This window comes from Nonomuraea sp. NPDC003707 (assembly GCF_053587055.1).
This window is the reverse complement of sequence record NZ_JBSFNK010000021.1, coordinates 203,651-214,193: the sequence shown is the minus strand read 5'-3', so window position 1 is coordinate 214,193 and position 10,543 is coordinate 203,651. Positions and strand designations below refer to the sequence as shown.

Sequence of the window (10,543 nt, the reverse complement as noted above, 5' to 3'; positions counted from 1 at the left end):
ACCTGGGTGGACTACCAGGGCGCCGGCCCCGACGGCACCGCCTACCTCCAGGGCTACCCGCAGGAGCTCGTGCTCACCACGCTGCTCATCTGCGCGCCGTTCACCGGCTTCACCCTGCCCCTGCTCGAGGAGTACTACTTCCGCGGCTTCCTGCTGCCCCGCCTCCCGCAGCTCGGTAAGTGGGCTCCGTTGTTCAACACCTTCTTCTTCTCGGTGTACCACTTCTGGGCCCCCTGGACGGTCCTGTCGAAGCTCGTCTTCCTTTACCCGGGGGTCTGGCTCGCCTGGAAGAAGCAGGACATCCGCATCTCAATTGCCATGCACCCCGGCTCGGCGCTGCTGATGACCGTGGTCGGCGTCATCGCCCTCGCCTCCGGCGCCACCTCCATGTAAGACCGCCCGAAACGAGGGGTGCCGTCCGCCGGCCGAGGGCCGGATGCGCCGCTCCGGAGCGGGTCGCAAGCGCGGCGAGCAGGCCGACCCCGGGCTGCCCGCAGCGCTGGATGCGCTGGTGGAGCAGGTCACTCGGGGCGATCTCGCACAAGCCGGGGTGTGTAGCCGCCAGCTCGCACCATCCGACCACCACCCCGGGGTACATCTTCGAGGCCGGATGTTCCCGCTCGGCGAGGCTGCTGCCGGAACTGCTGACAAGTGTGAACGTATCTACCAGGGCGCTGTCGACGTCGTCTCGATCAGGATCTGGCTCCGTGGCCCGGTTCAATGATCCACGGGATACTTTCTAGATCACTGTCCCGCTCAGGGAAGCCCCAAGGGTAGTCGTCATATACAAGACGCTGCGCCCGGATCGCTCGCGGGTGACCAGCCCGCTCTCGCGCAGTACGCGGAGGTGTTGTGACACGGCGCTGGGTGTGATCCCGAGCACTCGGGCCAAGTCCGTCGTCGTTGCGGGGGACCGCAGTGCCTCAAGCAGTTCGGCGCGCGCCCGACCGAGCAGCCGGACCGTGCTGCCCGCGGGTGCCTGCGTTCCGGCGGTCCACAGTGCCCCGACGCCTCGTGCCGGATAGCGCACTGTGGTCTGCGTGGACGTCCTCTTCTTGATCAGCACGTAGGGTGAGCCGAGAACCACCGGCATGAGCACCAGCCCACCCGGACCGCGCTCCACGACACGCTCGACCCGCCAGCGTGCTCCCCCCAGTATCAACCGGCCATCGCGCCAGCGCAGATCCGGATGCAGGTCGGCGAACAACCTCTCGGCACCGCCCGCGGCCATCTGCTTGGCCCGATGGATGACATCCGCATCGAGGACGGCCCGGATCCGTGACCAGTGCGGCGCGATGAGCCGGTCGTGTGCCGTACGCAGTTCCGCGGCGATCGCACGCAGCCCTGCCGCCGGCTGTTCCGCGAGCGCGGCGGCCGGGGCGGGGAGGTCTTCGCCGAACACGCGCCGGAGGCTGACCCGCACTTGAGATGCGGGTGTCCTGCGCAACGCGGCAAGGTCGTCGTCGATGGATGCCCCCGAGCCGAGCGGGGCAGGAACGAGGAACTCCGGCCAGTTCGGCCGGTCGCTGACGATCAGCGGCCATGTATGCGAGAGATCCAGGGGATTTCTGGCGAGCTCATCCGCCGCCCACCGCAGCCACCGCAGGTGGAGCGGGTTCCGATCAAGATCACCCAGCTGCTGCAAGCAGGACACGGTCTCCGACAGCGGCGAGATCGCGAACCGGGTCGCCGCCAACTCGGCCACACCAAGATCGATCATCAGCGCCACAGAGCGATTATGTAGCACTCGCCTAAATACTGTCGTGCCGGCGCCCGGCAGCTGAAGATCACCACATGGCACGGAACATGACGCAACGTGAGACCGAGCCACGCTTGTCTGCGGGCTACTGGCGGTTGTGGTGGGCGACCGGTATTAACAGCATCGGCGACGGGGCGTTCGCCGCGGCTGTTCCCCTGCTGGCCGTCACGGTCACACGCGACCCCCGGCTCGTGTCGATCGTGTCCGCGGCGACATACCTTCCCTGGCTGCTGCTGTCCCTGCCCGCCGGCGCGCTCGTCGACCGGCACGACCGCGTCGCCCTCATGTGGCGCGCTCAGGCGATCCAGGCGTTGATCGTCGCTGTCATCGCGGTCCTTGCCGCTTTCGGCCAGATCGGCATCCCGATGCTCGCCATCATCGCCTTCGGGCTAGGAGGGTGTACGGTCGTTTTCGCCAACGCGGCCCAGGCGGTGCTGCCGGATATCGTCGCCGAGCCGCTGCTGCACAAGGCGAACGGACATCAGCAGGTCATCACCACGGCCGGCTTGCAGTTCGCGGGGCCACCGGCCGGCAGCCTGCTGTTCGCGGTCGCAGTGGCGTTGCCGTTCAGTGTGGACGCCGCCTCGTTCGCCCTGTCCGCCGCGCTGCTGGCGACGTTGCCCAGGCGCAGGCGCGAGCGAATCGAACATCCACCGATGCGGACGGCGATCGCGGACGGCCTGCGCTGGCTGGCCCGTCACCGGCTGTTGCGTACCCTCGCCATCCTGCTCGGCGTCAACACCTTCTGCTTTCAGCTCGGCAACGTCTCCCTGGTCCTCCTGGCGACCCAGACACTGCGCCTGGATACGCCCGGTTACGGGCTGCTGCTCGCCGGCGCCGCGATCGGCAGTCTGCTCGGCGGGCTGGTCAGCGCGCGCCTCGTCCAGAGGATGGGCGAGCTTTCCGCGCTCCTTGCCGCGCTCATCACGAACGTCGTCATCTTCGTCGGGATCGGGCTGAGCCCGAACGTGATCGTGCTCGGCGCCTTGCTAGCCGTCAACGGCTTCGTGACCACGCTCTGGAGCATCGTGACCGTCAGCCTCCGGCAACGGATCGTGCCGTCCGAGCTGCTCGGCCGGGTCAACAGCGTCTACAGGATGCTCGGCTGGGGACTGATCCCGCTCGGGGCGCTGGCCGGGGGGCTGGTGGCGCACGCGTTCGGGCTCCGCGCGCCGTACCCGGTCGCGGGGGCGCTGAGAGGAATCGCCTTGCTCGTCGCGCTGCCTGTACTGATCCGTGCTATGCGTCACTGAATCGCCGAGGGCCTCGTGGGGCGGCGGTGGCGAGAAACGATCAGCGCCCTCGAGGGAAGCGATCTTCGTAGCCCAGTCTCAGCCGCTGGTCCAACCTATCCGTGAACACCCCACCTGGCCGGCCTCCGGCCACGACATTCGCCTGGGCGAAGAAATCTCCGCTCGCATCACCGCCGAGCACGACCCCGCCCGCTGACCGCCACGCAGGATTACCCGAAGATTTCGATCAGCGGGGTGACGGGCCCGTGCTGTCTGGCCCGGTCGATGAACCTGCTCGCCGTCCAGAGTTATGGTCCCCCGCGAGGAGGGCACGGGCGATGAACTGGCGTTCACGATGGTGCCCACGTTTCTCTATGGTGTGAGCGTCAGCGGAGACGGCCCGGACGAGTCGACGCTCGCCGACTCGCTGTACGTCCGACACTGCGTGCAGGACGCCCTCTCCCGGATAGTCCCGCGCGCGGTCGAACTGCTCGGCGACCTCAACTCCACGGCCTCCGATGAGGTCGGCTACCTCGCCACCTACGCCAACGGGCTGGCCCAGCAGCCGCCGGCACGGTCCGATATGACCGGCCCTTTGGCGGCATACCTGGACGACGAACCGCTCACCATGCCCTGGCCCCGGGCGTCCTCGAGCTGACCTACGACGGGCGGCGGGCCGCCCAGGCCAAGGGCCGCAAGGGCGACCGCCGCCCCGCCGTGGCGGCCGGGAAGACCTCCGCACCGCGTACCTGGAAGGCCGCTCCATCGCCGTCCTCGCCCGCGAACACGCCGTCAGCCCCGGCGCCATCCGCACGGCCCTCACCGACCTCATGCCCGCGCACACCCCCGCCGACGAGGACAGCCCGTCCCTGGAGCTGCCGGTCACCCTCGACATGCCGGGCGAGGTCGCCGACTTCCTCCGCACCGCCGAACGGGAAACCGCCGCGCGGGCCGCTGATTTCGTCGGTGACCAGTAGCAGCGTTTGCGGGTCAGTTGTCCTGTGCCACCGAAGCTTGATTGCGTCTCCCAGGCACCCTTCCAGCGACTCAGAGTGCGTAATCACATAGGTCGGCGAAGGCATCGGTCAGTCAGGCACGCCAGTCAGGCGGCTGGCTAGGTCGGTGGCGTCCTTCTGGGTGAAGGCACCACTGATCTCCAGCACGGGACCAGAAATCGGCTGTGTAATGGCCGGTGCGGTGACCACTTTGCCGTCGATGACGATGGCGAGTTGGTTCCGCGGGGCGGGCAGCTGGTACAGGGCCGATGTCAGCGCGGCGAACTTGGCACTGTCGGTGTTGTTGAGCGTGACTTGGACTACCCAGGTCGCCCCTCCGGACAGGCCGGCTGCCGCCTTCTCTGCTGTGATGTCGGTCATGCCCTGGCCGAGCTTGTAACACGAGGTGCCGTCGAGAGCGCCCACCGTACCCGTAGCGCAGGGAATGGAGGACGTCTCAAGCACGGGCAGCAGCGCAAAGGACGTCACGTGCGGCTCAGATCGGGGCGCTCCGGTCATCGCTGTGAGCACTCTGGCCGTCATGAAAATCATGACGACTGCCAGCCCAAGAGTGACGATCGTTCCCGCGACAATAGCGATCACATGAACACGTCTCACAGAACCTCTCCCACGAGGCGAGCCATCCCTTCTCGTATGACTGTCAGGGAGTTCTCCACTTCCACTCATGACGACGGGAGCCTCTCGGTCAAGCTATGGCGGCATGAACCTTATGGCCATCAACTTCCAGTGACATTGGTCAGCCTGCTCAGTGGATCTGATGCGGACAGAAGGCGGACGCTCGAACGGCACGGCCCCGGCCTCCGCCAACGGTATGTGTACCTGGCCCTCCCTCTCGTCGGCGTACACGACCTCGAATCCCTGCCTGTCCCTTTCGGCTGAACTTGGCGGGGCGGGCACGTAGTGACCTCCAGCTGCCTGATCTGGAACGAACGCCACCTGCGGCACGCCCTGCGCGAGCACGAACACTTCTACAACGAGCACCGAGCCTGGGCTTAAGCGGCTCCGCTGCGTACCGTCCCAGATCCGATCACGGATCCGAAGCGAATCGATAACCTGAATATACGCCGACGAGATCGGCTCGGCGGGGTTCTCCACGAGTACTCACATGCCGCTTGAACTGCATGGATGGACTTTCCGGCAGGCGCAGGCCTCCGCGCGCAGGGCCTCGGCGCCGTCGTCGGTCAGGCGGTGGTAGCGCCGCAGCCGCCCCTGCTGTGCCTCTTCGCGGTCGAGCGCGACCTGGCTCTCGGCCGAGAGCCGGACTGACGACCCCACCCGCCTTACACCCGGGCGGCAGCCCGAGCGTGCACGCCGCCAGGCCTACCGGCCGCCGCCCGGCCGCGACGTCGATCGCGGGCCTGGCCTGAGCCGCTGACCACCCCGGGTGGTATTCGGCTTCCCGACTACTACGACCGGAACCTGGACGCCTCCTCAACGACCGCCTGAGTGAGGTCGCTGTCTGAGTCGGATGGGAGTCGGGATGCACTTCGGTGTGCGCAACGGCTCGCCCGGCAGACGAGGTGTGCCGGCCGGCTGAGAAGGTGCCACCGAACCCCTCCTGACGTTCTCGTACGGGTGAGCACCGGTGCACCCCCGAGCCGCGAACGAAAAAGGACGGTTCAGTGTGCATTTCGGCACAGACTTTCGCGGCGAACGTCCCAGAGGGTAGACAGGGAAAACGGCGCATGCCCAGAGACGGGACCACGGGCCGGGCGACGCCCCATCGGACAAGCAGGCCCGCCGTCACACCATGAGCAACAGCACGTTCAAGCGAATCCTCACGATCCTCACGGCGGCAACGACGGTCTCGGCGACGGCGATCGCGGTTCCGTCGGCGGCGAACGCGGGCGCCTACGGCTGCCGCGGCAACCTCGTGGGAAGCTGGCGAGTGCCCCTGAAGGACCTGCTCACCGGCGAAACCTACTACCGCAGCGACATCAAGCTGTTCTACAACCCGGCGAGCGGCTGGAACTGCGCCGCCCTGGTCAAGCGCCCCGGACAGGCCCGCTACGGCGAGAAGACCCCGCTGTCCATCGAGATGTACAACGAGCGCTACGCCGAGGACGCCATCAAGAACAACCACGACCGGGAAGAGGGCAGCTTCAAGTACTACGCCGGCCCGGTCAGGGTCTACGGCAAGAACTTGTGCGTGAGCATCCACGCCATGCACGAGGACGCCACCGGCCCTCACGAGAGCTACAACGGTCGTCGTAGCCTCACGGGCGTCGCCTGCCACTAGTTGTCTTGACCCACAGGGTTGTCGACGCAGGTGGCCGGTGGCCGGCCGAGTCGGTCCGGTAAGCCCGTCATCTGCGGGTTCATTCGAAAGATCGCGATGGGGCCGTTGTGAGAACTGGCTACAACGGCTCATCCGCAGCCCTCATCTCATGGTCTGAGTGGCCCGCGTCGTGCTCAGGCGGTGGCCCGGAAGGGCACCTGCTTCAAGCCGGCGTCGACGCATGGCCACGTGGTGAGGGGGCGTTTTCAGTCCGTCGGCGACGGTACCCGGGTTCGCATCGGACCCATCCACGGTGGTCATCGTGGGGTGTGGCAAACCGTCGTCGACCAAAAGAATCCCTGGGCATGCGGAGTGCTTTCTGGCCGTCCCGCATGCCGGGGCCTGTCGCAAAGGAGTCGGTTCGACGTGAAGATCCATAGAGCAGCGGTTGCGGTGTCCGTAGCGGCGATCTCATCGGTCGTGATGACCACAGCACCAGCGAGCGCTCACCCCTACGACGGAAAGGACCCCTACACGACCGGGTGCGCCAACACCAAGGTGAACACCGGGAAGAAGGCCTCGCTGAAGAACGAGGTGGGCGACAGCCTGGGCACGATCCGGCTGTTCTACTCTCGTCGCTGCGGCACCAACTGGGGCGAGGTGTCGGTCGCCAAGGGCGGTTCCGGCGCCATCACGGTCTTTACCAGCAAGACGAGCAGATCCTTCAGCTACCGCCCCGGGAACGGCGGGCACCACTGGGGCAACATGGTCTACGCCCCCAGCGGCGTCTGTGCCAAGGCCACGGGCAGTGTGACGACCGGGATCGGCCGCGCCAACAAGGGCAGCGGCACCACTCCGAAGGCCTGCGGCTGACCCACGCCGGCACCCCGACAAAAGGAGGGAAACACTGTGCGTATCGCGATCATGGGGGGAGCGCTCGTGCTGGCCGGCGCCCTCGCCGGAGTCGGCTTCGTGGGCACTGCTCACGCCGGCACAGACGGTGCCACAGCACCAGCCGCGCGGTCCGGGAAGGTTGGAGCGAAGGTGTCCTGCTACGACATCTGGATCAACGACGTCGGCTTCTACCGTAGCGTCACGATCAAGAACAAGTGCGGGCAGACGAAGCAAGTGAGGGCGAGGATCGCCTGGTGGCCCAATGGACCGTGCTGGACCATCAGACCTGGTGGGTATCGGACCCACTACTACAGGTCGCCCGGCACGTTCTACAACCTGAAGAAGTGTTGACGACCTGCTCATGACCCGACTCCAGCGCCCGATCCGATCCCGGATGTTCCTCAGGGCCCCGAGACGGTCTCATCCAAGATCGGGGGTTGACGATGAGGCCCATACGCACCCGAGGAGACGCCGGCCGCCGTGATCGAGGTCTTTCGCAAGGCCCATCAGATGACGGAGCTCGGTGTCCCCCGCGTGCTCTGCTGAGTTTCGCTCGCTGAAAGGGTTTTGCCCGTCGAGGACGGGTACATCGAGAGGCTTGCCGAACGGCGGGCTCGTCGCACCGCAGACGGGCCCGCCGAACAAGTACCGCTGAGAGGGCAGAGCCCAGAGAGGGAACTCAGATGGACCCGGCAGGCTGGATCATCTCCGCCATCGGCATATTGATCGCCATCGGTATCGCTGTATTGCTGGAGAGCGGCAGGAAGAAGGGCAAGAACGCCGATCAAGGCCGGCCCGACGACAGCGCCCGACCGTAACCAGCAGGCCTGGAGGGGTGAGGGATGCCGGCCGCGGACCTTCTCGAGTCGGACTCAGGTGACAGGCGATCGCGGTCACGGTGGCGGTGACCGCACTCTGTGACTCGCATCGCTCGATGGCGTGATTCCGGGATCGCTATTTGACGGCTAAGGGGTTGCTGGAGCGGGCCAGGACCGTGTACCGCGTCCGGCTGCGGTCAAGGCACTTATCCTGCGCATGGCCGCGGAGAACCCGAGCTGGGGTCACCGGCGTATCCATGGTGAACGGACCCGCCTCGGCCACACGATCGCCGCCTCCACCGTCTGGAACAGACTGAAGCAGGCCGGGATCGACCCCGCCCCGCGCCGTAACGGTCCGACATGGAAGCAATTCCTGACCGACCAGGCCGAGCGCATCGTCGCCGTCGACTTCCTGCATGTGAACACCATCAACCTCACACGCCTGTATGCCTTGATCATGCTCGAACGCGGTCTTCGTCGACGCCGGCCTGAGGGTCATCACGAGTCCACCAAAGGCCCCGAAAGCGAATACGCACTGCGAAAGGCTCATCGGCACGCTACGCCGCGAACTGTCCCCATCGCAAGCCGAGACAGGACCGCCGACCACTGTCGACCTGGCCAACCGACGAGTCCACCGCGCAGCCATCCTCGGCGGCCTCATCAACGAGTACCGGATCGCCAGCTGATCAGTGGCCAGCTGACACCACCCGCGAATTGGCAGGATGACCGTGGCAAACGGCATCGCCGTCCAAGCTGCCAGCGGCGCCACTTGAGACGACCTCCAACAGGTGGCCGACATGGCCCTGCGGGGTTGGCCACCAGCCACGGGCCCGACTCGGCCGAGCGGCTGAGCTGGCACTGCCCGCTTCGCCGGCTCGGGCAGTGACGGCGCCTCGGTCTAACTCGCGTCCTGCGACCAACCCTCCCCAATGAACGTGGGTGACGTTGCCGCGATGTAGAGCACGAACAAGATGCCCCGCAACGCCAGCCGGTCATCCAGCCGGTTCCGGCCCGGATGATGCCGGGGCCGTTCCACGTGTCGTTGGATGGTTCTCAGGAGGGGGGTCGGGGTGGCTGAACGAGCCCGGCCACGGCGCTCACCACCGCGGCCCGGCGGCTGGCGAGATCGTGGAAACCGAATTCCGATTGCAGAGCCTTCAGCGACCAGGCGGCGCTGTCCCAGCTGATCACCACTCCGATCACCATGGCCATGAGCTCTGCCGGCGGGATGTCGGTGCGAAGCTTGCCCGCTTGCTGAGCGGCCCCGATCGCGACGACCCTCGCGCGGTATCCCGCGACCTCGGGCTCGAAGGACTGTTCTCGTTCCAGCCCTGCCCACAGGTAGAGCCGCCGGACGTGCGGCCACTTCTCCAGGCGGTCGAACAGGTCGCCGGCGTAGCCGATCAGGTGATCGTCGCCGAAGGGGATCGATGCCGCGAGCTCCAGGAAGGTGTCGGCGACAACCTTGTCGAACAGCTCTTCCTTGGTGCCGAAGTGCATGTAGATCGACCGCTTGTTGGCCGCGGCGTTCTCGGCGATGCGGTCGACCCGGGCACCGGCTAGACCGTACCGGGCGAACTCGTCGACCGCCGCTTTCATGAGTCGCCGCTTGGTCTCGGTCGCGTCAGGTGGCATCCACCCATCGTACATAACTATCCAGGGATTTACATACGGCACGGCATGCCGTATGAATGTATCTAGTTAGTTACCAACGAAGGGGGGCCCTCATGCGCACCTGGTTCATCACCGGAACCTCCTCCGGCTTCGGCCGTGAACTCACCGAACAACTGCTCGCCCGGGGAGACCGGGTCGCCGCCACCGCACGACGCCCAGAGTCCCTCGATGGCCTGGCGGCCCGCTACGGCCGGCAACTGTGGCGAGCCCGCCTGGACGTCACCGACACGACCGCGCTTCGTCAGGTCGTTGACCGCGCGTTCACCGACCTCGGCCGCATCGACATCGTGGTGTCCAACGCCGGCTACGGCCTGTTCGGGGCACCCGAGGAACTCACCGACGAGCAGATCGACCGGCAGATCGCGACCAACCTCACCGCCTCGATCCAGCTCGCCCGCGCCGCCACCCCGCATCTGCGTCGGCAGGGCGGCGGACGCTATATCCAGATCGCCAGCGTCGGCGGCCAGATCGCCTTCCCTGCCATGAGCCTCTACCACGCCACCAAGTGGGGAATCGAGGGATTCTGGGAGTCCTCCGCCGCCGAGCTCGCGCCGTTCGGCATCGGCGTCACGATCGTCGAGCCCGGCATGTCCCGCACCAACTTCGGCGCCGGCAGCGCCGTCCTCGGCGCACCGCTGCCCGAATACGCCGACGGCCCGTCCGGGCAGCTGCGACGCGTGCTCTCCGGCGAACTGCCACCGCTGCCCACACCAGGAGACCCCGTCAAGATGGCGGCGGCCATCATCGCCTCCGCCGACCAGGCCGAGGCGCCGCTCCGCCTGACGCTGGGCTCCGACGCCTACGAGCTGGCGACCACAGCCCTGCGCGGCCGCCTCGAAGCCCTGGAGGCCGGGCGAAGCCTTGCCTACTCCACCGACGCCGACGACGTCGTCCACGCACCTGCCCTCACCACCTCCACCTCCCACTGAAGG

Annotated in this window: 15 protein-coding genes; 9 read left to right on the top strand and 6 right to left on the bottom strand. The window is 66.9% G+C overall.

Going from position 1 to position 10,543, the window contains the following annotated elements:
- Positions 1 to 393, top strand: a 393-nt coding sequence (locus ACWDRB_RS41695) for a CPBP family glutamic-type intramembrane protease (protein WP_449903462.1), incomplete at its 5' end; no start/stop codon positions are given.
- A 346-nt stretch (positions 394 to 739) separates the two neighbouring features.
- On the opposite strand, the gene ACWDRB_RS41690 is transcribed toward ACWDRB_RS41695, so the two are convergent.
- The gene (locus ACWDRB_RS41690; protein ID WP_449903475.1) at positions 740 to 1,720 is read right to left on the bottom strand and encodes a metalloregulator ArsR/SmtB family transcription factor; all 981 of its coding nucleotides are present in this window, start codon (positions 1,718 to 1,720) and stop codon (positions 740 to 742) included.
- 86 nt (positions 1,721 to 1,806) lie between these two features.
- On the opposite strand from ACWDRB_RS41690, the gene ACWDRB_RS41685 reads away from it, so the two are divergent.
- The 3 genes from ACWDRB_RS41685 to ACWDRB_RS41675 all read left to right on the top strand — a co-directional run bounded on the left by ACWDRB_RS41685 (position 1,807) and on the right by ACWDRB_RS41675 (position 3,968).
- Complete coding sequence (locus ACWDRB_RS41685) at positions 1,807 to 3,012, top strand: MFS transporter (RefSeq protein WP_449903461.1); 1,206 nt, start codon at positions 1,807 to 1,809, stop codon at positions 3,010 to 3,012.
- 358 nt (positions 3,013 to 3,370) lie between these two features.
- Positions 3,371 to 3,649: a hypothetical protein gene (locus ACWDRB_RS41680; protein ID WP_449903459.1), complete on the top strand. Its 279-nt coding sequence runs from the start codon at positions 3,371 to 3,373 to the stop codon at positions 3,647 to 3,649.
- 172 nt (positions 3,650 to 3,821) lie between these two features.
- Positions 3,822 to 3,968, top strand: coding sequence for a hypothetical protein (locus ACWDRB_RS41675; RefSeq protein WP_449903457.1), 147 nt, complete (start codon positions 3,822 to 3,824; stop codon positions 3,966 to 3,968).
- 108 nt (positions 3,969 to 4,076) lie between these two features.
- Here the strand turns inward: ACWDRB_RS41675 and ACWDRB_RS41670 are convergent, their stop codons facing one another.
- The 3 genes from ACWDRB_RS41670 to ACWDRB_RS41660 form a co-directional block, all read right to left on the bottom strand.
- Positions 4,077 to 4,589, bottom strand: coding sequence for a SecDF P1 head subdomain-containing protein (locus ACWDRB_RS41670; RefSeq protein ID WP_449903455.1), 513 nt, complete (start codon positions 4,587 to 4,589; stop codon positions 4,077 to 4,079).
- Between the two features lie 108 nt (positions 4,590 to 4,697).
- Positions 4,698 to 5,102, bottom strand: a complete 405-nt coding sequence (locus ACWDRB_RS41665; RefSeq protein ID WP_449903453.1) for a hypothetical protein — start codon at positions 5,100 to 5,102, stop codon at positions 4,698 to 4,700.
- Between the two features lie 6 nt (positions 5,103 to 5,108).
- Positions 5,109 to 5,282 (bottom strand): hypothetical protein, encoded by a 174-nt coding sequence (locus ACWDRB_RS41660; protein ID WP_449903452.1) that lies wholly within the window; start codon positions 5,280 to 5,282, stop codon positions 5,109 to 5,111.
- 475 nt (positions 5,283 to 5,757) lie between these two features.
- On the opposite strand from ACWDRB_RS41660, the gene ACWDRB_RS41655 reads away from it, so the two are divergent.
- The 4 genes from ACWDRB_RS41655 to ACWDRB_RS41640 all read left to right on the top strand — a co-directional run bounded on the left by ACWDRB_RS41655 (position 5,758) and on the right by ACWDRB_RS41640 (position 7,937).
- Positions 5,758 to 6,246: a hypothetical protein gene (locus ACWDRB_RS41655; RefSeq protein WP_449903450.1), complete on the top strand. Its 489-nt coding sequence runs from the start codon at positions 5,758 to 5,760 to the stop codon at positions 6,244 to 6,246.
- Between the two features lie 462 nt (positions 6,247 to 6,708).
- Entirely contained in the window at positions 6,709 to 7,098 is a 390-nt protein-coding gene (locus tag ACWDRB_RS41650; RefSeq protein WP_449903448.1) for a DUF2690 domain-containing protein, read from the top strand.
- A 36-nt stretch (positions 7,099 to 7,134) separates the two neighbouring features.
- On the top strand, positions 7,135 to 7,470 hold the full coding sequence (locus tag ACWDRB_RS41645) for a hypothetical protein (protein ID WP_449903446.1): 336 nt from the start codon (positions 7,135 to 7,137) through the stop codon (positions 7,468 to 7,470).
- A 332-nt stretch (positions 7,471 to 7,802) separates the two neighbouring features.
- The gene (locus tag ACWDRB_RS41640; protein ID WP_449903444.1) at positions 7,803 to 7,937 is read left to right on the top strand and encodes a hypothetical protein; all 135 of its coding nucleotides are present in this window, start codon (positions 7,803 to 7,805) and stop codon (positions 7,935 to 7,937) included.
- 136 nt (positions 7,938 to 8,073) lie between these two features.
- Here ACWDRB_RS41640 and ACWDRB_RS41635 read toward each other — a convergent pair whose 3' ends face one another.
- Positions 8,074 to 8,487: a hypothetical protein gene (locus ACWDRB_RS41635; RefSeq protein ID WP_449903442.1), complete on the bottom strand. Its 414-nt coding sequence runs from the start codon at positions 8,485 to 8,487 to the stop codon at positions 8,074 to 8,076.
- 503 nt (positions 8,488 to 8,990) lie between these two features.
- Positions 8,991 to 9,572, bottom strand: a complete 582-nt coding sequence (locus ACWDRB_RS41630) for a TetR family transcriptional regulator (protein ID WP_449903439.1) — start codon at positions 9,570 to 9,572, stop codon at positions 8,991 to 8,993.
- Between the two features lie 92 nt (positions 9,573 to 9,664).
- On the opposite strand from ACWDRB_RS41630, the gene ACWDRB_RS41625 reads away from it, so the two are divergent.
- A complete protein-coding gene (locus ACWDRB_RS41625; RefSeq protein ID WP_355199768.1) occupies positions 9,665 to 10,540 on the top strand; it encodes an SDR family oxidoreductase in 876 nt (291 codons plus the stop codon).
- Positions 10,541 to 10,543 lie beyond the last annotated feature (3 nt).

Coding starts and splice junctions, on each gene's coding strand:
- ACWDRB_RS41690 (WP_449903475.1), bottom strand. CDS start 1,720: ATGATCGATCTTGGTGTGGCCGAGTTGGCGGCGACCCGGTTCGCGATC.
- ACWDRB_RS41685 (WP_449903461.1), top strand. CDS start 1,807: ATGACGCAACGTGAGACCGAGCCACGCTTGTCTGCGGGCTACTGGCGG.
- ACWDRB_RS41675 (WP_449903457.1), top strand. CDS start 3,822: ATGCCCGCGCACACCCCCGCCGACGAGGACAGCCCGTCCCTGGAGCTG.
- ACWDRB_RS41655 (WP_449903450.1), top strand. CDS start 5,758: ATGAGCAACAGCACGTTCAAGCGAATCCTCACGATCCTCACGGCGGCA.
- ACWDRB_RS41650 (WP_449903448.1), top strand. CDS start 6,709: ATGACCACAGCACCAGCGAGCGCTCACCCCTACGACGGAAAGGACCCC.
- ACWDRB_RS41640 (WP_449903444.1), top strand. CDS start 7,803: ATGGACCCGGCAGGCTGGATCATCTCCGCCATCGGCATATTGATCGCC.
- ACWDRB_RS41635 (WP_449903442.1), bottom strand. CDS start 8,487: ATGAGCCTTTCGCAGTGCGTATTCGCTTTCGGGGCCTTTGGTGGACTC.
- ACWDRB_RS41630 (WP_449903439.1), bottom strand. CDS start 9,572: ATGCCACCTGACGCGACCGAGACCAAGCGGCGACTCATGAAAGCGGCG.
- ACWDRB_RS41625 (WP_355199768.1), top strand. CDS start 9,665: ATGCGCACCTGGTTCATCACCGGAACCTCCTCCGGCTTCGGCCGTGAA.